This window comes from Rothia sp. QJM3NY_36, from assembly GCF_056173115.1.
The window spans coordinates 686,198-705,154 of record NZ_CM149658.1; the positions used below are offsets into that span (position 1 = coordinate 686,198).

General features: G+C 73.6%; 13 protein-coding genes. 1 reads left to right on the forward strand and 12 read right to left on the reverse strand.

The annotated features are described in order from the left end of the window. Nucleotides 1–40 precede the first annotated feature (40 nt). From AC0VXQ_RS02985 to AC0VXQ_RS03020, 8 genes are all read right to left on the reverse strand, one after another. Nucleotides 41–1,156 carry a YveK family protein gene (locus AC0VXQ_RS02985; protein ID WP_058731477.1) on the reverse strand — a complete coding sequence of 372 codons (1,116 nt, stop codon included), beginning with the start codon at nucleotides 1,154–1,156 and terminating at the stop codon, nucleotides 41–43. A 62-nt stretch (nucleotides 1,157–1,218) separates the two neighbouring features. Beyond that, the gene (locus AC0VXQ_RS02990; RefSeq protein ID WP_055684362.1) at nucleotides 1,219–2,712 is read right to left on the reverse strand and encodes a lipopolysaccharide biosynthesis protein; all 1,494 of its coding nucleotides are present in this window, start codon (nucleotides 2,710–2,712) and stop codon (nucleotides 1,219–1,221) included. Beyond that, complete coding sequence (locus AC0VXQ_RS02995) at nucleotides 2,709–4,001, reverse strand: O-antigen ligase family protein (protein WP_064724922.1); 1,293 nt, start codon at nucleotides 3,999–4,001, stop codon at nucleotides 2,709–2,711. The genes AC0VXQ_RS02990 and AC0VXQ_RS02995 overlap by 4 nt, the downstream gene beginning before the upstream one ends. A gap of 4 nt (nucleotides 4,002–4,005) precedes the next feature. Further along, a complete protein-coding gene (locus tag AC0VXQ_RS03000) occupies nucleotides 4,006–4,929 on the reverse strand; it encodes a glycosyltransferase family 2 protein (protein WP_058731478.1) in 924 nt (307 codons plus the stop codon). After that, a complete protein-coding gene (locus AC0VXQ_RS03005; RefSeq protein ID WP_055684364.1) occupies nucleotides 4,926–5,672 on the reverse strand; it encodes a CDP-alcohol phosphatidyltransferase family protein in 747 nt (248 codons plus the stop codon). Before AC0VXQ_RS03005 ends, AC0VXQ_RS03000 begins: the two co-directional genes overlap by 4 nt. After that, entirely contained in the window at nucleotides 5,669–8,878 is a 3,210-nt protein-coding gene (locus AC0VXQ_RS03010) for a fibrinogen-like YCDxxxxGGGW domain-containing protein (protein WP_055684365.1), read from the reverse strand. The genes AC0VXQ_RS03005 and AC0VXQ_RS03010 overlap by 4 nt, the downstream gene beginning before the upstream one ends. 97 nt (nucleotides 8,879–8,975) lie before the next feature. Next, nucleotides 8,976–9,713, reverse strand: a complete 738-nt coding sequence (locus tag AC0VXQ_RS03015; RefSeq protein ID WP_055684366.1) for a hypothetical protein — start codon at nucleotides 9,711–9,713, stop codon at nucleotides 8,976–8,978. Between the two features lie 180 nt (nucleotides 9,714–9,893). After that, complete coding sequence (locus AC0VXQ_RS03020) at nucleotides 9,894–10,916, reverse strand: LPXTG cell wall anchor domain-containing protein (RefSeq protein WP_475529098.1); 1,023 nt, start codon at nucleotides 10,914–10,916, stop codon at nucleotides 9,894–9,896. Between the two features lie 364 nt (nucleotides 10,917–11,280). Here AC0VXQ_RS03020 and mfd point away from each other — a divergent pair, with 364 nt between their 5' ends. Beyond that, nucleotides 11,281–14,910, forward strand: coding sequence for a transcription-repair coupling factor (gene mfd, locus AC0VXQ_RS03025; RefSeq protein WP_196826228.1), 3,630 nt, complete (start codon nucleotides 11,281–11,283; stop codon nucleotides 14,908–14,910). 160 nt (nucleotides 14,911–15,070) lie between these two features. On the opposite strand, the gene AC0VXQ_RS03030 is transcribed toward mfd, so the two are convergent. From AC0VXQ_RS03030 to AC0VXQ_RS03045, 4 genes are all read right to left on the reverse strand, one after another. Continuing rightward, entirely contained in the window at nucleotides 15,071–15,388 is a 318-nt protein-coding gene (locus AC0VXQ_RS03030) for a hypothetical protein (RefSeq protein WP_055684369.1), read from the reverse strand. Between the two features lie 121 nt (nucleotides 15,389–15,509). Then, complete coding sequence (deoC, locus tag AC0VXQ_RS03035; RefSeq protein WP_055684370.1) at nucleotides 15,510–16,166, reverse strand: deoxyribose-phosphate aldolase; 657 nt, start codon at nucleotides 16,164–16,166, stop codon at nucleotides 15,510–15,512. Nucleotides 16,167–16,218: 52 nt separating this feature from the next. Then, entirely contained in the window at nucleotides 16,219–17,967 is a 1,749-nt protein-coding gene (locus AC0VXQ_RS03040) for a phospho-sugar mutase (protein WP_055684371.1), read from the reverse strand. A 54-nt stretch (nucleotides 17,968–18,021) separates the two neighbouring features. Next, nucleotides 18,022–18,864: a purine-nucleoside phosphorylase gene (locus AC0VXQ_RS03045; RefSeq protein WP_408015175.1), complete on the reverse strand. Its 843-nt coding sequence runs from the start codon at nucleotides 18,862–18,864 to the stop codon at nucleotides 18,022–18,024. Nucleotides 18,865–18,957 lie beyond the last annotated feature (93 nt).

Genomic DNA, 18,957 nt, shown 5'->3' on the forward strand with positions numbered 1-18,957 from the left:
TGGTTCTCCTTCGGAGGCGGTGAGGCGGCGGTTCAGCGGATCAGCGGAGCAGGATGACGGCGTCCACCTCCAGGTCCGCGCGGCGGCAGGCGGCGGCCAGGCGCCGCAGGGCGCGACGCCGGGTGGTGGGGCTCAGCGCCAGGATCAGGCGCTGGCTGCGGTCCAGCTCCTCGGCGGTGCGGGCGTCCACCCCCGTCAGGCTCAGGTGGTGCGTCTCGGCCCCGCTGGTCTCCTGGAGGGAATCGGCCACCAGCCACCCGATGGACTCGTCGGCGGGCAGGTTCAGCACGGTCGCGGAGCCCGGCTGCACGCCGGGGCGCAGGCCCCACCGGCGCCACAGCAGCGCGGTCTGCTCCGGCAGGTCCTGCGCGTCGGCTTCCAGGACCTCGGCGTCCAGGATCTGGGCGGCCCGGTCGGGGAAGGCGACCCGGGGATCGGTGCGGTCCCGCACCGCGGCGGCCACCACGCCCAGGAGGAAGCCGCCGATCAGCCCGGCCAGCAGGTAGTAGGCCAGGCCGGGGGAGGAGGAGTGCTCGTCCTGATCGGCCGGGGTGATCACGGCGCCGGCCTGGCGGGGGGCGGCCAGGGCCTGGGCCCGGGCCTCGCGCAGCCGGCGCACCTGCTGCTCGTCCGCCTCGGGGGAGAGTCCGCCGATCTGCTCGTCCAGGTGCCGCACGGCCTCGTCCACGGCCTGGTCCACGTCCTCGGCCCGCTGGTCGAGGTAGGCCTGGGCCAGGGCGTCGGCCATGTCCGCGGCCTGTCCGGCGTCCTCGGCGTGAGCCTCGAAGGTCAGCACGGAAGTGCCGGTGTCCGAGGAGACCGAGACGTGCGAGCGCAGCTGCTGGGTGCCGAAGCGCTTCTCCTGCTCGTGGGCGCGGCGGGCCACCTCCTCGGAGGCGGCGATCTTGCGCTCGGTGGCGATCTCCACCTTCTGGCCGGCCGACGGGGCGGCGGTGACCACGGAGCTCAGCGGATCCACCCGGACCTCCGTGGAGGCGGTGTAGCTGCGCGGGGTCAGCAGACCCAGGAGCAGGGCCAGGAGCAGGACCAGGCCCCAGACGAGGAGCAGGGTGGGCCACCGGCGCAGCACGCGGCGGGCCTGCTCGCCGGCGGTGGGAACGGCCTCGGCGAAGGCGGGAGCGGGATGGATGGTCATCGGTTCTCCAGGAGGTACGGGGACGGGAGGGTCGGTTCGGGGGTCGGGCATCGGCATTCGGCTCATCCGGTGCGTCGGCGGGCGGAGAGGAAGGCCTCCAGGCCGAGGGGGCGGCGCAGGATCCACAGCAGCGCCAGGTACGCCCCGCACACGGCGACGGCGTGCACGAGCAGCCCCACCAGGCCGGGGCCGAGCAGCAGGCGGACCAGCAGCCCGCCCAGGCCCACCACCCCCAGGGCGAGGCCGGCGGCGGGCAGCAGCTCGGCGGGCCGGGCGCGGATGCCGAGGCGCCGGTGCACCTGCTCGGCGGCCAGACCGCAGTCGATCAGCACGGCGGCGGCCCAGGCCGTAGCCGCCCCGCGCAGCCCCCACAGGGGGACCAGCGTCAGGTTCAGCGCCACGGCCGCGGCCAGCGAGGAGAGCTTGTTGTACAGCTGCCACCGGGAGCGCCCGGCCATCAGCAGCACGGACTGCACGCCGCCGGCGGACATCGCCAGCATCATGGCCGGGCAGATGATCACCAGAGCCTGGGCGCCCAGGGGGAAGCCGGCACCGAAGATCCCGAGGATCCCGGGGCCGAAGAGCATGAGCGTCAGGTAGAACGGCCAGGCGAGCATCACGAGGGCCCGCGTGGTGTCCACGAAGATCCGGCGGGCCCGCTCCAGGGCGTCGGAGGCCAGGGCGGCGCTGATGGCCGGTCCGGTGACCACGCGCGCGGTGTGCTCGACCATGACTCCCACGCGCACGCACCGGTTCACCGCCCCGTAGATCCCGGAGGCGGCCAGGCCCATCACCGCCCCGACCACGATCACGTCCACCCATTCGAGGACGGCCTCCACCAGGGCGGCCACCCCTCGGGCGGAGCTGAAGCTCCAGAAGGAGGCTCGGGTCTCCCGGTGCTCGGAGGCCGGGACCCCGGGCTGGTGGCGGGCGTCGTCCCGGCGCAGGATTCCCAGCACCGGGGGCAGGCCCACGGCCAGCACCACGAGCACGGGCACCGTCCAGGCCGCGGCCAGCAGCCCCATGGACCCGCCCAGCAGGACGGCCGCCCCCACGGCGCCCACGCGCAGGGTGGGCAGCAGTCCGTTCTGCAGGGCGGTGAAGCGCACCACCTGCTGGTCCCCGCGCAGGACGCCGAAGACCAGGGTCATGGCCGCGGCCAGCACGAGGAAGGGCGCGGCGATGCGCACCGCGGTGCGGGTGGCCTCCCCGGCGTCGGGGGCCAGCAGGCTCCACGCCACCCCGGCCAGACCGGTGAGCGCGGACAGCAGCAGGACGGGCCCGGCGGCGAAGCGCACGAGATCGCGCACCGGGGTGCCGCCGGGGCGAGCCGTCTGGGCGGAGACCGTGCGCACCAGGCCGGTGTCCGCGCCGAAGACGCTGAAGGAGGTGGCGATGGTGAACAGGGCCATGATGTTGAAGAAGCTGCCGGCCCCGCGCTCGCCGATCGCGTTGGAGACGATCAGCGAGGCGGCGAAGGCCGCGGCGGCCCCGTACAGGACGAACACCGAGGACAGGGCCCCGGAGCGGGCGAGGGAGGGACGGCGGGTGCTCACAGCGGATCACCGTCCAGACGGGCGCGGCCCAGCAGGGCAGTGAGGAGCAGCAGGGTGATCATCTGCATGGTGTCGAAGGAGTAGAAGACGAACATCAGGCAGCAGGAGACCAGCACGGCGTGCAGCCAGAGGCCGCTGGTGCCCACGGGCCGCGCCCAGCGCAGCACCGCGCCCAGCAGGAACCACAGGAACAGGGCCGCGGCGACGAACCCGTAGCAGAACAGGAGTGTCCAGAGGTAGCCCTGGGTGCCCAGGGAGACGCCGACGGAGGGCTCCATCTGGGTGGTGCCGTGGCCCAGGAGGGGAGATTCCAGGGAGCGCTCCCAGGTGGCCCGGTACAGGGCGCTGCGCCCGCCCGTGGAGTCGCTGTACTCCTGGCGGGCGAGCACGGAGCCCGCGGCGCCGGAGGCGAACAGGGCGATGCCGGCGGCCAGCAGCCCCAGCCCGCCCGCGGCCACCGCGGCCCACCGGCCGCGCAGTCCGGCCCGGATCCAGACGGTCAGCACGCACAGACCCAGCCCGAGGAACATGCCCCGGTTGCTGGAGGCCAGGGCCGGGATCACGGACAGCGCGCCGAGGCCCGCGTACCAGAGGACCACGCGCAGCCGCGCCCCGCGCAGCAGGCGGGCCACCACCACCGGGGTGAGCAGGGCGTAGGCCAGTCCCCAGCTGTTGGCGTAGACGAACGGTGCGGAGGGGCGGATGTAGGGGGCCGGAGCGCCCCACGGCTGCTGGGTCTCGGTCAGGCGGGGAGCGACGTAGTCGTGCACGAGGTCGTTGGACAGCAGCCCGCCGGGCATGATGGCGCCCATCGGGGTGCTCAGGCGCGCCTCGGGGAAGGCCAGGCCCAGGCAGCCCAGCAGCACGCAGGCCGCCCAGAGCCCGGACAGGGCACGCAGCACCGCATCCGGGCCGAGGGTCTCGCGGGCGTTGGCGTAGTACAGCGCGCAGATCCCGGCGTTGAGCACGACGGTGAAGCGCATGCCCCAGCCGATCAGGTCCGTGGCCGAGCCGAGCATCGCCGTCGAGCCCAGCATCCACAGCAGCAGCGCCCCCCAGGCCCACAGGCCGGGCAGCACCCGCAGGTGCCCGCGCAGCAGGAGCAGCGCGAGCATGAGCAGGCACAGGACCGTGGGGGCGAACTGGGACAGCCCCAGCGCCCACAGGACCGGGTAGCCCCAGATCAGACCCAGCAGCGGCCACGCCGGCAGGGCCCGCCCGCCGGCGGCAGGACGGGGGCGGGCAGCGGAGGCCTCGGCGGCGGGGCGCACGGCGGCGGATGCGGTCAAGGGGTCACAGCCCCTTCCCGGTCTTCTCCACCCACCGCACCAGGGTCTCCCCGGAGATGACGCCGGCGGCCACCACCAGGGCGGCCCAAGCGCGCAGCTGGCGGGGATCCCGGCGCAGGGCCGCCCGCGCCCAGGTGCGCGCCCGGCCGCGGTGTCCGGCGGCGGCGTGGCAGAACGCCACCTGCCCGGCGATGCGGGCCAGCCCGCGCGGGCTGGACTCGAACTCCGGGAACTTGCGCAGCAGGTACGTCAGACCGGCGGCCATGTTCTCCCAGCGGCGGGCGAAGAAGGAGGGACGATCCCACAGGACCCGCACCAGGGGAGCGGTGACGCTGAGGATGGGGCCGGTGCGGGCCGTGCGCAGCAGGAAGTCGTAGTCCTCCCCGTAGGAGGCGGGCAGCTCCTCGTCGAAGGGGCCGATGGCCCCGCCGGGCAGCAGGTCCTCCCGCCGGTAGATGGTGGAGGTGGAGTGCAGGGCCGCCACCCGGTCCCGCAGCAGGTCCTCGAACTCGGCGCGGGCGGGGGCGAGCATCCGATGGTCCCGTCCGTCGCTGCGCAGCAGCACCGAGCAGGACACGGCCGCGGCCTCCGGGTGCTCGCGCCACAGCCGCACCTGCGCGTCGAGCTTGCCGGGCAGCCACTCGTCGTCATCGTCGCAGAACCCGATCAGCTCCCCGGTGCCCAGCTGCGCCCCGGTGTTGCGTCCGCCGGCCAGCCCCTGGCGGTGCTGGTTGGCGACGGTGCGCAGGGTGCGCCCGGCGGGCACCGCCACGTCCTCGAGGGGGTCGATGGCGATGTGGTCGTAGGAGACGATCACCTCGACCTCCCCCGGGTAGTCCTGGGCGAGCAGGGAGCGCACGGCCCGGCGCAGCAGCTCCGGACGTCCGATGGTGGCGATCACCGCGGTGACGCGGGGCAGGGTGCTCATGAGGGATCTCCCGGGGTGTTCAGGGACTGGTACTTGCGGCGCATGGACACGGCCACGGTCAGGACGGTCGCGGCCAGCAGCAGGCCGTAGGCGATGACGAACACGGTGCCGAAGCCCCACAGGAGGAAGATCCAGCACAGCGTGCCCGCGTCCATGTGCAGGTTCAGGAAGGAGCGCAGCGTCCCGCCCGAGGAGGGCGCGGCGGTGCGGCGGGTGCGCCGCAGCTGCTCGGCGAGGATCTGACTCATGAAGTGGCCCACCGCCACCACGCAGAACAGCAGCGGCATCCAGGCCGAGCCCCAGCCGTGGCCGGGGAAGTGCTCGGGGTGGCGCAGGAACCCGACGGCCACCGTCAGGTGGATGGCGGGCACGCGCACGGAGTCCACGACGTGGTCCAGCCACTCCCCGCCGGGCGAGGAGGCCCCGGTGACCCGAGCCACCTGGCCGTCGGCGGAGTCCATCGCGTATCCCAGGGCGAACAGCAGGGCCGCGATCACGGCGGTGAGCACCGTGGGATCGGCCAGCAGCAGCACCGCGATGGCCCCGGCGGACAGCAGAGCGGAGACCGCGGTGACCCCGTTGGGGCCGATCCCCAGCGCCACGGCGCCGGCCGCGAAGACCCGGGCCGCCCGGCGGTTGACCCACCGGGTGTAGGCGGGCACGCCGTGCCCGGGCTTCTGGGCGCCGTTGAGGGCTCGGAGGGTCTCGGCGAAGCCGGGACGGTCGGTCTGGGAGCGGCTCATCGGGCGTCCTCCTGATCCTCGGCGGCACCCGCGGGCGCGAGGAGCGCGGCGGTCAGGCCGAAGCTGGAATCCGGGGTGGAGCGGTAGTTGGCGTGGACTTCGGCGCCCAGCACGATCTCCCCCTCCTCCGGCAGATCCTCGGCGGGGATGGTCACGGTGATCGGGCTCTTTCGGGCCGCGCCCGTGCGGGGAGCGGCGGTGGCATAGGAGCTCAGGGTGATCTTCCCGTCGGGCAGGTTCTCCCGGCGCACCTCCTTGCCGTTGACCGTGAGCAGCAGGCCGTCATCGGCCCAGGTCCGCAGCCGGAGATCCCCGTGGCCCTTCTCCAGCCGGACGGTCTTGCGGTAGTAGGTGGTCAGCGGCTTGGAGGCGGCGCGCTCCAGGGTGGTGCCCAGATCCTTCGAGCCCCAGCCCAGGGGAGCGGTGCCCCGGTGCCACCCGTCCTCCTGCGCGGGATCATCGGTGTTCCAGGAGGGATCCGAGGCGGTCTCGGCCTGGCGGTACTCCCACTCGTCGGACTCCTCGACCAGCGCGGTCTCCCGCGGCTGCTCGGTGGCGGAGGGGGTGGGCTCGGCCGTGGTCTGCTCCTCGGGGGAGGCGGAGGCGCTCGGCTCGGGCTCGGCGGAGGCCTGCTCGGAGGCCGAGGGGCTGGGCTGCTCCTCCGGGGAGGCGGAGGTCTGCTCCTCGGGGGTGGGCGTGGGCTCCGGGGTCTGCGGGGCCTGCTCCTCCTCCGGCTTCTGCCCGGCGGCGACGGGAACCAGGGTGGCCGAGTGGTTCTGGGCCGAGTCCATGGCTCGCACCGCGTACCGGGCGCCGTCTCGATGCGAGACCTCCAGGCGGTTCTCCCGGGTGGAGCCGATCACCCTGCCGTCGCGCAGGACCTGGTAGGTGACGTTCTTCTCGGCCACGGGGGCCCAGGTGACGGCGTCGCGCTCACCGGCGGTCACGGCCACGGACTGCGGCACGGCCGGCGGCTGCACATCCCGGGGGGCGAAGCGGACGAATCCGCCGCTCCACTGAGAGGAGCCGGACACGGACACGGAGCGATCCAGGCTGCCCCCGGCCCACAGGACCCCGCGGGAGTCGGTGAAGCTGGACCACACGCCCCAGCCGCCGGGGCCCTTCAGATCCGGGTTGAACTCGGGCAGGTAGCTCCCGGTCTGCTCATCCCAGGCGCCGATCAGGCTGATCTCATCGGCCACATCCCAGGCGGAGTCGTTCTGCGAGTGGTACTGGGCGCCCTGGTAGGTCCAATCCCCGCAGTGGCAGGAGCCGTACAGGGTGCGCCCGGAGGAGGACAGGGACTGGAAGTCCCCGCCGTCGCGGGTGATGTTGGAGCCGGTGCGCTGCAGGGTCCGGGAGTCGTAGCGGTGCAGCATGTGCTCGGTGCCGCCGACCCAGACCTGGCCCTCATCGGTGTCCTGGACGTCGAACTGGAAGCCCCACATGACCTGATCCGGGGAGGCCGGGGTGTAGCTGGGCTTGTAGTTCCACTCCCGGGGCTGCACGGCGTCCGAGGCGTTCACGGCGGCCAGGCGGAAGGCGGAGCTGTCCTTGGAGCGGCTGAAGTACCCGGCGGCGTAGACGCGCTCGCCGTCCGTGCTGGCGCCGATGCCGTTGACCGTGCCGTTGAAGTTGGGGTTCCAGTTCCGGTCCGGCTTCCGGTCGGCGATGCCGATGCGCACCGCGTTGCGCGCCCAGACGGCTGGGGTGTCCGGTCCGGTGGTGTGGGTGAACGCGCCGGCCAGGTACAGGGAGCCCTCGCGCACGTCCATCGCCTTGACCTGCACCACGCCGGTCTTGGTGCGGTTCTCCAGGCGCACGTCCGACCAGGCGGGATCCAGCGCTCCGGTGCGCGGGTCCAGCACGGCGAAGCCCGGACGGTCCTCGCCGTTCACGTGGGTGAACTCCCCGCCGATGGCGAGCTTGCCGTCCACGACGGCCATGGCCTTGACCTGCCCGTCCAGGCGGGGGCGGAACTCCTGCCGGGGAGCGGTGGTGTCCCGGTCCAGACCAGCCAGGTAGGACTGGTCGAAGCTCTCGCCGGCATCGGATCCGCGGTTGAGCTTGGCGAAGTTCCCGCCCACGAAGACGGTGCCGTCCACCTCGGCGAAGGCCTGGACCTGGGTGTTCATCTCCGTGCGGGTGCCGTTGGCGTAGCCGGTGGCGCCCCAGGAGGTCTTCTCCGCGCCGCTGTTGGGCAGCTCGCGGCGGTCCGAGGCCGTGTAGGAGCCGTTCTCGGCGGTCTGCAGACCGGCGAGGTCGCTGCTGCGCACCTTGGGGCGCAGGTACATCTGGGTGAAGGGCTGGGCCCAGCCGTTGGTCTCGGACCAGAGGTAGGAGGACGGGTTCTGCCCGACGCCGGAGGAGACGGATCCGGGGCGCACGCTACGGTCGTAGCCGAAGCCGGTCACGTAGCCCTGGTCCTTGGACTCCCGGAAGAGCACCCGGTTGTAGGCGCGGTTGCCGGGCTGGCCGAAGTACTCGGTGGTCTGATCCGCGGTGGGGCGCGAGGTGGAGTAGTCGGAGCCGTACGAGGAGCCGCTGCCGCAGAAGATCTGCCACCAGCTGCAGGAGCTGCCGGAGGAGGGGTTGTCGAAGGAGAAGGAGGTCAGGGGGGTCTGGGAGCGGAAGGTCCAGGTCCAGCGCGGGGAGTACTTGCGCTGCATCCGCACCTCCTGCCACTGGCTGCCGGAGGTGTCCAGGGCCCGCCGCAGGCGGATGCCGTCGGACAGCTCGGTGGGGGCCTGCCCGTTCAGCAGGGCGTCCACGGTGGTGGAGGGCAGCTGGGCGGTGGAGAAGGCGCCGGTGCCGTCCGGGGTGTCCGCGATGTCCTGGGCGGAGCCGGTGCCGGCGTAGGTCTCCTTCCAGTTCTCGCGGCCGCGCCCGATCATGACCCAGCCGCCGCCGTCGGTCTCCTGGTCGCAGTGGAACTGCTGCGGCTGCGGCAGCTGCGGGGTCCACAGCCAGTAGGTCCCGGACTTCGCGGAGGGGTCGTTCTGCTTGATTTCCCAGCAGGAGGCCGCGGCGGTCTCCTGGGAACGGCCATCCGCCTCGGACGGGGCGGCGGTGGCCGGGGCGGCGCCCAGGGGCAGGGCCACCAGCAGGGCGAGGGCTCCGGCGGCGCTCAGGCGCAGGCGGCGGCCCGGGGCCGAGGAGGACTCGGCCGGGTGGTTCCGGCGGCGGCCGGAGAGGAGTCGGGACATGGGGGCCTCGTTTCGGGTGAGGTGGTGTGTGATGGGTGTGCAACGTGGGGGCCGGGCCGGCGGGCCCGGGGCCCGAGCGCGGTGGCCGGGCTTCGGCTCAGCAGGCGGTGTCCGCTGGCAGGGCGTGTTCGGCGACCATCCAGGTGCCGTCCTGCTGGACGAGGGTGTAGAGATTCAGGACCCGCTCCGGTCCGGAGCCGGTGCCCAGCGTCTTGCCGGCCTGGTCCAGGACCTTCACGTCGCTGGAGTCCAGGCAGACGGCCAGCTGGCGGGCGGGGGCGCCGTCGTGCTCGAGGGTGCGCATCCGGGGCTGCCCGACCACGCGGGGCCGCCCCTCGATGCGCCAGCCGTTGGCCCGCGCCTCACTGAGCTCCGCGAGGGCCTCCTCCAGGGCGGACCCGCTGAGGTGCTGGGCCAGCTCCTGCGCGCCGGGCGCGGATTCCTCCGGGTCCGCTTCCCCAGCGTCCGCGGAGTCCTCGGTCTCCTGGGCCTGCTTCCCGGCGGCCTTCTCCTGGGCGGCCAGGGCGGCGTCCAGGGCCTGGGGTTCGGCGTCCTGCGGGGCGGGGGCGTCGGTGAAGCTGTCCTTGGGGGCCTCGGGATCGGCGATCGCGGTGGCCGGGGCCGAGGGCTGCGGGGAGGCCGAAGCCTGCGCGGACGGGTGGGAGGGATCCGCGGAGGCCGCGGCCGTCTCCGATGCCTCGGCGTCGCCGGCCTCGTGGTCCGCTCCGGTGCGGGCCAGCGCCCACCAGAGACCGAACCCGAGGACCAGGGCCAGGATCAGGACCCCGACCGCGATCCGGCGGGTGCGGGCGACGGGATGGTGGTGCTCCGTCATGGATTCCCCCTGAGAAGACGTGCGATGTGATGCGATGGCCGGCTCCCGGCCGGTCGTGCGGCAGGGAGGGGCGCCCGGTGCGCGAGCGGTGATGCCGGCGATGACCGGCGGGCTCCCGGCGGAGGCCCGAGTCCGGGTGCGGCGGCGGGCCCCGCCCGCCGCCGCGTCCGGAGGACGGCCTCAGGCGTCCCGGCGGTTCAGCCGACGCCGGCGGGCGAGGACCAGGAGGGCCCCGCCCAGGGCCAGGAGGCCGACGCCGAGGATACTCCAGCCGGTGACGGCGGCGCCGGTGGAGGCCAGCCGCTCACCGGACGACGCGGTGCTCGACGTCGGCTGCTCCGCGGTCGTGCCGGCCGCGGGCTGGGCCTGCTCGCCGAGGGTCGGGATGCGATCCCCGGGGCCGGCGGAGGTGGGCGCCGGGGCCGCGGCCGTGCTGGTGGAGGCCGAGGGCGTGCTCGAGCCCCCGGCCTCCGGGGTGACCGGAGCGGAGGGCACGGCGGAGGTGCTGGCCGAGGGCGAGGGCGTGCTCGCGCCGGAGGGCGTGGCCGCCTCCGACGGCGTGCTCGACGCGGAGGGCGTGGCACGGGGCGACGGAGTGGCGGAGGCGCTCGGGGACGGGGTGGCCGTCGCCGAGGGCGTGGGCTGCGGGCCGGTCGGGGTGGTGGCCGACGGGGAGGGGCTGGCGCTGGGTCCGGGCACGCTGTCCGGCGCCGTCAGCGCCAGGGTCGCGGTGTAGGCGCCGCTGGCCTCCCGGCTGCTCACCTCGTAGCGGTTCAGGGCCTCGGTGGCCCCGGGGGCGTGGGTGGCGCTGTAGGTGATGCGCAGCACCTGCCCTTCGGGAACGTCCGGCAGGCCCAGGACGAACCCGGAGTCCCGGCAGTCCACCGCGGAGGGCTGCACCGTGCTCCAGGCCTCCGGCAGCCGTCCCTGTGAGCTGGCGCCCTGCTGCACGGTGAGGCTGGAGCAGTCCAGCTGGGCGTCCAGCGGCGAGTCGCCCAGGCGCAGGTCGGTGAGCGGGCCGGGCAGGTCCACGGTGGACAGCACGCGGGCGCCGTCCTGGCGCATGTGCTTGCTCGGCGTGCTGGGCGCGAACTGCGCGGCCGGGGCCGCGGTGTCCTGATCCGCCTGAGCCGGACCGACGACGAGGCCGGCCAGCGCCAGCCCGGCGCACAGCGGCAGCGCCGCCCGGGCGCGTCCCCGCACGCGGGCGGACCCGCCCCGCGGGGCGGCGGTGAGATGTGGATGAGCCGACGCAGACGGCGTCGACGGGTGCTGAGCGATGATGCTCCTGCGCATTCTTCCCCCTAGATGATGCGACAGACGGCGCCCTGAGCTCCCCCGAGCTCGCGGGCACCGCAGTATTCAGTTGTTCCAGTGCCCATGATGCTACTCCAAACCGGCAGACGCCACCCCTGGGACGTGCATCCGATCACGGCTGCGCCCGCCCGGGCGCCGCCCGTCCCGCCGTTCGCCGGGCGAGCAATCCCGTTCCCGCGCCGCGGGACGGGGACTAGCCTGGTGAGGTTCCCCGTTTCCGCTCGCCCGCCCTCGTGAGGATTCCGACACCATGAGCCTGACCGGTCTGCGCACCGCGCTGTCCCAGGAGCCCACCTTCGCCAACGTGCTGCGCCAGGCCTCCGTGCCCGCCGCGCAGCGCTCCGCGGAGACGGTCATCGGCGCCGCCGAGGGGCTGCGCGCCCCGCTGGTCGCGCAGATCTCGGACGGCCTGGCCGCCGCGGACGCCGCCAGCGGGCGCGCGGACGGACACGCGCCCGTCGTGCTGGCCGTGACCGCCACGGACCGGGAGGCCGAGGACCTGGAAGCGGTCCTGGGCTCCTACCTGCCGGAGGAGGCCGTGACTCGCTTCCCTGCGTGGGAGACCCTGCCGCACGAGCGGCTCTCCCCGCGCTCGGACACCGTGGGCCAGCGCCTGGCCGTGCTGCGCCGGCTGGCCGAGGAGCGGGATGGCACGCGGGTGGTCATCGCCCCCATCCGCTCCGTGCTCCAGCCGATCGCCGCCTCCCTGGACGCGATGCGCCCGGTGCGCCTGGCCGTGGGGGAGGAGCGGGACTTCGAGCAGACCGTGCAGGCCCTGTCCGATGCCGCCTACTCCCGGGTGGATCTGGTGACCCGCCGCGGGGAGTTCGCGGTGCGCGGGGGCATCCTGGACGTGTTCTCCCCGGTGGAGGACCACCCGGTGCGCATCGAGTTCTTCGGGGATGAGGTCGAGCAGATGCGGTGGTTCGCCGTTGCGGATCAGCGCACCTTCACCCCCCAGCACGGGCGGGACCCGCAGGAGCTGATCGCCCCGCCGTGCCGGGAGATCCTCATCACCCCGGCCGTGATGTCCCGGGCCGCGAAGCTGAAGGACTCCCTGCCGGGCGAGGAGTCCATGCTCGAGCGGATCGCCGGCGGCATCTACGTGGAGGGCATGGAGTCCCTCGCGCCGCTGCTGGTGGACGCCATGACCACCCTCGTCGCCTCCCTGCCGGCCGGCTCCCTGGCGGTGCTGTGCGAGCCGGAGCGGATCCGCACCCGCGCCGCGGATCTGGTGGCCACCAATCAGGAGTTCCTGCTGGCCGCATGGGAGCAGGCCTCCGACGGGCAGGCCGCGCCCATCGACCTGCAGGAGACGGGCCTGGCCGCGGGCTCCTTCATGGACGTCGCCGAGGCCCGGGCCCAGGCCCTGGAGGCCGGGATCGGCTGGTGGGCCATCACGAGCCTGGGCGTGGACGAGGCCATCGAGGACGACGCCGACACCCTCACCATCGCGGTGCGCGCACCCCTGACCTTCGCCGGGGACGTGCAGGCCCTGCTCGACGTCGTCGCCCAGCACGTGCGCGAGCAGTGGCAGGTGGTCGCGGTGACCGAGGGCCCCGGACCGCTGAAGCGCCTGGCCGAGCTGTTCCGGGAGGCCGACCTGCCCGCCGCGATCCACGAGGACCTCACCGAACCTCCGGCTCCCGGGGTCATCGCCCTGACCACCGCCGCCCACGGCACCGGCTTCGTGCTCGAGGAGGCGAAGATCGCCTTCCTCACCGAGGCGGACGTGCTCGGGCGGGCCAGCCCGTACACCACCAGGGACATGCGCAAGCTGCCGGCCAAGCGCCGTCGCAACGCCGTGGACCCGCTGGCCCTGAAGGCCGGGGACTACGTGGTGCACGAGCAGCACGGCATCGGCCGCTTCGTCGAGCTGATCCAGCGGCCCATCGCCGGGGCCATGGTCAAGCCCGGTCAGCCCAAGCCGATGAAGGAGTACCTGGTCCTGGAGTACGCCGCGGCCAAGCGCGGGGCCCCGAAGGACCGATTGTTCGTGCCCACGGACCAGCTGGACCAGGTCACCAACTACGTCGGCGGGGACGCCCCGACCCTGTCCAAGATGGGCGGCTCGGACTGGGCCAAGACCAAGTCCCGGGCGCGCAGGGCCGTCAAGGAGATCGCCGCGGACCTGATCCGCCTGTACTCCGCGCGCATGGCCTCCCGCGGGCATGCCTTCGCCCCGGACACCCCCTGGCAGCGGGAGCTGGAGGACGCCTTCCCCTACATCGAGACCCCGGATCAGCTGACCACGATCAACGAGGTCAAGGCGGACATGGAGAAGGAGACGCCGATGGACCGGCTGATCTCCGGGGACGTCGGCTACGGCAAGACCGAGGTGTCCGTGCGCGCCGCGTTCAAGGCCGTGCAGGACGGCAAGCAGGTCGCAATCCTGGTGCCCACGACCCTGCTGGCCCAGCAGCACACCGAGACCTTCACCGAGCGGTTCTCCGGTTTCCCAGTGCGGGTGGCGACCTTGTCCCGGTTCCAGACGCCCAAGGAGTCCCAGGCCGTGGAGGCCGGGATCGCCGACGGCTCCGTGGACGTCGTCATCGGCACCCACCGGCTGCTCTCCCAGGCCGTGAAGTTCAAGGACCTGGGCCTGGTGATCATCGACGAGGAGCAGCGCTTCGGCGTCGAGCACAAGGAGAAGCTGAAGACCCTGCGCACCAACGTGGACGTGCTGGCGATGTCCGCGACCCCCATCCCGCGCACTCTGGAGATGTCCCTGACCGGGATCCGGGAGACCTCCACCCTGGCGACGCCGCCGGAGGAGCGCCACCCGGTGCTCACCTTCGTCGGGCCCAGCACGGACCAGCAGGTGGCCGCCGCGATCCGCCGGGAGCTGATGCGCGAGGGCCAGGTGTTCTTCGTGCACAACCGGGTCTCCTCGATCGACCGCACCGCCGCGGACCTGCAGCGACTGGTCCCGGAGGCGCGCATCGCCGTCGCCCACGGGCAGATGAGCGAGGCGCGGCTGGAGCAGATCATCGTGGACTTCTGGGAGAAGCGCTTCGACGTGCTGGTGTGCACCACCATCGTGGAGACCGGCCTGGACATCTCCAACGCCAACACGCTGATCGTGGATCGGGCCGACCACTACGGGCTGTCCCAGCTGCACCAGCTGCGCGGGCGCGTGGGACGCGGCCGGGAGCGGGCCTACGCCTACTTCCTCTACCCGCCGGAGAAGCCGCTGGGGGAGGTGGCCCTGGAGCGGCTGAAGGCCGTGGCCGCCCACAATGAGCTCGGCGCCGGGATGCAGCTGGCCATGAAGGACCTGGAGATCCGCGGGGCCGGGAATCTGCTCGGCGGGGAGCAGTCCGGGCACATCGCCGGGGTCGGCTTCGACCTCTACCTGCGTCTGGTGGGCGAGGCCGTGGCCGACTTCCGCGGGGAGAAGGAGGAGGCGGCCCCGGCGGAGATGAAGATCGAGCTGCCGGTGGACGCGCACCTGCCCCACGACTACGTGCCGGGGGAGCGGCTGCGCCTGGAGGCCTACCGCAACCTCGCCGCGGCCGCGACCGACGAGGCCGTGGACGAGGTGGCCGCGGAGCTGGCCGACCGCTACGGCGAGCTGCCGGAGCCGGCCCGGAACCTGCTGGCCATCGCCCGGCTGCGCATCCGCGCCCGGGCCGCGGGCCTGAGCGAGATCATGACCATGGGCTCCAAGATCCGCTTCCACCCGGTGGACCTGCCGGACTCCCGGCGGATGCGCCTGGAGAGGATGTATCCGGGGGCGCTCGTGAAGCCTGTGCCGGGCACCGAGATCCGGCAGATCCTGGTGCCCAAGCCCAAGACGGCGCCGGTGGGCGGGAAGGATCTGGTGGACGGGCAGATCCTGGCCTGGGTCCGGGAGTTCATCGACGCGATCCTCGCCTGAGCGCCCGGCGCGAGCTCGCCGCCCGCGCGTCCCGCCCGGACGGCGAGCTCGTCCGCCGCTCCTCCGGGTGCGCGAAGGCCCCCTGACCGGATCCGGTCAGGGGGCCTTCGCGCGGGTGCCGCACCCGGCCGTGCGCCGAGGCGACGGCGTCGGGCTGGGATCAGGCGGGATCCTGCATGGTGGCCCGCCCGCTCACGGCGTGCTTGCGGGTGCCGCTGTTGAGCAGCCACAGCGGGATCAGGAAGGTCACCGCGTAGGCGGCCAGACCGAGGACGAACACGGGTCCGGCCTTGGGATCCGAGATCCAGTAGGAGAACAGCACCAGGGAGCCGCACAGCAAGGCGAAGCACAGGATGAAGGTCAGGATGTTCGAGGCCAGGTGCCCCTGACCGGAGTAGGTGCGGACCCGGGTGGCGCCGTCGCGGCGCTGCCCCGTCTGCGCGGTGCGTCCGGTCTCGGCGTGGGTGGTGCTGGACATGGTGCCTTCCGTCCTTCTCGTGATGATGGGTCCCGCCGTCGGCATCGGATGGCGATGTGCGCGCGAGACCGGGGTGATGCGTCTGACCCCAGTATAGGGAGGCCCCGGGGCGGGGCGCAGGTCAGGACGCGGAGACCAGGGCCGGGCCCTTGGAGGCGCCGATGCGGTTCGCGCCCGCGCCGATCATGGCCAGGGCGTCCACGCGGGAGCGGATCCCGCCGGAGGCCTTGACCCCGATGTCGGGGCCGACCGCGGCGCGCATCAGGCGCACGTCCTCGACGGTGGCCCCGCCGGTGGAGAAGCCCGTGGAGGTCTTCACGAACTCCGCGCCGGCCGCCACGGCGGCCCGGCAGGCCAGGGTCTTCTGCTCGTCGGTGAGCAGGCAGGCCTCGATGATGACTTTGAGGATCGCCCCGCCCTCGGCCACGGCCTCGTGCACGGCGCGGATCTGCTCCGTCAGCGCGGTCTCGTCCCCGGCGATCGCCGTGGCGATGTCGATGACCATGTCGATCTCCTGGGCCCCCTCCGCGACGGCCTCGCGGGCCTCGAAGACCTTCGAGGCCGTGGTGCTGGCGCCCAGGGGGAAGCCGACGACGGCGCAGGTGCGGGGGGCGGCGTCGGCCAGCTGCGCGGCGACCAGCGGCACCCACACGGGGTTCACGCACACGGCCGCGAAGCCGTACTCGATGGCCTCCTGGCACACGCGGCGCACCTGCTCGGCGGAGGCATCCGGGGCGAGCAGGGTGTGGTCGATGATGGCGGCGAGTTCGGTGTCCATGGGGTCCTCGGTCTCTGTGCGGTGATGGATGCTCAACGGCCTGTGTTCCAGATCATATCCCGAGGGCTGCGGCGACATCCGCCCGCACCGCGGCCAGACGCTCGGCGGCCCGGGCGCGGGCGGCCGGGAGATCCCCGGAGACCGGCTCCACGGTCTCCAGGTAGCACTTGAGCTTGGGCTCGGTCCCGGAGGGCCGCACGATCACCCGTGAGCCGTCCCCGGTCAGCAGCCGCAGCGCGTCCGTGGGCGGCAGGCCGGCCAGCCCGTCCCGCAGGTCCTCCACGGCCACCACGGGGGAGCCTGCCAGCTGCCGCGGGGTCTGCGCCCGCAGGCGCAGCATCATCTCCCGGATCAGCTCCAGCTGGGCGACTCGCACGGAGAGCTGGTCCGTGGCGTGCACCCCGTGCTCGGTGTGCAGCCGATCCAGCACGTCCAGCAGGGTCCGACCCTGCCCCTTGAGCCGATCGGCGCAGTCGGCCAGCAGCAGGGCCGCGGAGATGCCGTCCTTGTCCCGGGCCAGCTGCGGGGCCACGCAGTAGCCCAGCGCCTCCTCGTAGCCGTACACCAGCCCGGGCACCCGGGAGATCCACTTGAAGCCGGTCAGTGTCTGCACGTGGCGCACCCCGCGCGCCGCGGCCATCGCCCCGAGCAGCCGGGAGGAGACGATCGAGGAGGCGAAGGCCGCGGACTGGGCCTGACCCGCCGGGATCCGCTCGAGCATGACCTGCCCGAGGATCGCCCCGATCTCATCCCCGCGCAGGATCCGCCAGTCCGGCGCGACGGGGCTGATGCGCCCCACCCCCTGCGCCCGGTCGGCCGGGATGGGGATCGCGAAAGCGGCCCGATCCGCGTCGGGGTCGTTGGCGATCACCAGGTCCGCCCCGCGGGTCTCGGCCAGCCGCAGGGCCAGATCCATCGCCCCGGGCTCCTCCGGATTGGGGAAGGCGACGGTGGGGAAGGCCGGGTCCGGCAGGGCCTGCTCCGGGACCACGCTCAGCTGGTCGAAGCCGCAGCGGGACAGGGCCATCGAGGCCACCTCCCCGCCGACCCCGTGCATCGGGGTCAGCACCACGGACAGGTCCCGGCGGGAGGGGGCGAAGCCCGGCAGCAGATCGCAGACCTGGTGCTCGTAGTCGCGCGCGATCCGCTCGGGCAGCACCGTCCAGCCCTCGTCGGCCCGGGGGATCCGATCGGCATCGGGGGCCGCCTCGATGCACCGGGCGATCTCGGCGTCATACGGCGGGACGATCTGGGCTCCGTCCCCGGCGGCGTCCACGGCGTGCCCGCCGAGGTAGACCTTGTACCCGTTGTCCTGCGCCGGGTTGTGCGAGGCGGTGACCATGACCCCGACGTCGGCCTTCAGCAGCCGCAGCGCCCAGGCCAGCACCGGGGTGGGCAGGGGCAGCGGCAGCAGGTACGCGTCGATCTCCGCGGCCGTGAAGATCGCGGCGGTGTCCCGGGCGAAGACCTGGGACTTGCGGCGGGCGTCGTAGCCGATGACCGCGCGCGGCGCACCCCAGCTCTCCTCTTCGGCCCGCCCGGTCAGGTACGCGGCCAGCCCGTGGGCGGCCTTCGCGACGACGACGCGGTTCATCCGCATCGGGCCGGCGCCCAGGGCCGCGCGCAGGCCCGCGGTGCCGAAGCCCAGGGTTCCGGAGAAGCGCTCGGTCAGCTCCCGGGCGGCTGCGGGATCGTCCTCGGCACGGGAGAGCAGGTCCAGTAGCTCCCGCTGGGTCTCCGGGTCCGGATCGGACTCCACCCAGCCTTCGACCTGCTCGGTCAGGGCGGCGAGATCGGACATGGCGGTGCTCTCCTCGATGGTGGCGGTGTGCGGGTGGCTCGTGCGGAGCCCGAATCAGGAGCTCAGGCCCGCCACGATCTGCGCGAGCAGGCGCGAGATGCGGGGGCCGGCGGCCCGGCCTTCGGCCAGGACCTCCTCGTGGGACAGGGGTGAGGCGGAGATCCCCGCGGCCAGGTTGGTGACCAGGGAGATCCCGAAGACCTCCATGCCGGCGGCGCGCGCGGCGATGGCCTCCAGGGCCGTGGACATCCCCACCAGATCCGCCCCCAGGGTGCGGGCCATGCGGATCTCCGCGGGGGTCTCGTAGTGCGGTCCGGGCAGCTGCAGGTACACGCCCTCGGCCAGGGACGGATCCGCTTCCCGGGCGATCTCCCGGATCCGCGGGGAGTACAGGTCGGTGAGGTCCACGAAGTGCGCCCCCACCAGCGGGGAGGCCGCGGTGAGGTTGAGGTGGTCGCGGATCAGCACGGGCTGGCCCGGGGCATAGTCGGGCTGCAGGCCGCCGCACCCGTTGGTCAGGATCATGGTCCGGGCCCCCGCGGCGGCCGCGGTGCGCACCCCGTGCACGACGGCGTGCACGCCCCGGCCCTCGTAGAAGTGGGTGCGGGCGCCGATCACCAGGGCGCGGCGCCCGTCCTCGGTGCGGATCGAGCGCAGGGTCCCGCTGTGCCCGGCGACCCCGGAGGCATGGAAGCCGGGGATCTGGTCCGCGGGGATCTCGTGGGTGGTCTCCCCGATCAGCTCGGCGGCCTCCCCCCACCCGGAGCCCAGGGTCAGGGCCACATCGTGGCGGGGCACCCCCGTGATCTCGGCCAGGCGTTCCGCGGCCTCGCGGGCGGCGCGGTTCGGCGGGAAATCGGGGTGCGAGGAGGGCAGCTGCGCGGCGTCGTCGTTCACCCCACCACGGTATCAGCCGGGCCCCGCGTCAGGCCCGCACTCCACGGCCGCGCGCGGCGTGCGCGGAGGTTTGGTGACAGGGCGTGGATGCGC

What these genes read in the sequence shown, in the direction of transcription:
- AC0VXQ_RS03040 (WP_055684371.1), bottom strand. Translation starts at nt 17,967, where the DNA reads ATGTCCGATCTCGCCGCCCTGACCGAGCAGGTCGAAGGCTGGGTGGAG.
- AC0VXQ_RS03015 (WP_055684366.1), bottom strand. Translation starts at nt 9,713, where the DNA reads ATGACGGAGCACCACCATCCCGTCGCCCGCACCCGCCGGATCGCGGTC.
- AC0VXQ_RS03030 (WP_055684369.1), bottom strand. Translation starts at nt 15,388, where the DNA reads ATGTCCAGCACCACCCACGCCGAGACCGGACGCACCGCGCAGACGGGG.
- mfd (WP_196826228.1), top strand. Translation starts at nt 11,281, where the DNA reads ATGAGCCTGACCGGTCTGCGCACCGCGCTGTCCCAGGAGCCCACCTTC.
- AC0VXQ_RS03000 (WP_058731478.1), bottom strand. Translation starts at nt 4,929, where the DNA reads ATGAGCACCCTGCCCCGCGTCACCGCGGTGATCGCCACCATCGGACGT.
- AC0VXQ_RS02985 (WP_058731477.1), bottom strand. Translation starts at nt 1,156, where the DNA reads ATGACCATCCATCCCGCTCCCGCCTTCGCCGAGGCCGTTCCCACCGCC.
- AC0VXQ_RS03010 (WP_055684365.1), bottom strand. Translation starts at nt 8,878, where the DNA reads ATGTCCCGACTCCTCTCCGGCCGCCGCCGGAACCACCCGGCCGAGTCC.
- AC0VXQ_RS03005 (WP_055684364.1), bottom strand. Translation starts at nt 5,672, where the DNA reads ATGAGCCGCTCCCAGACCGACCGTCCCGGCTTCGCCGAGACCCTCCGA.
- deoC (WP_055684370.1), bottom strand. Translation starts at nt 16,166, where the DNA reads ATGGACACCGAACTCGCCGCCATCATCGACCACACCCTGCTCGCCCCG.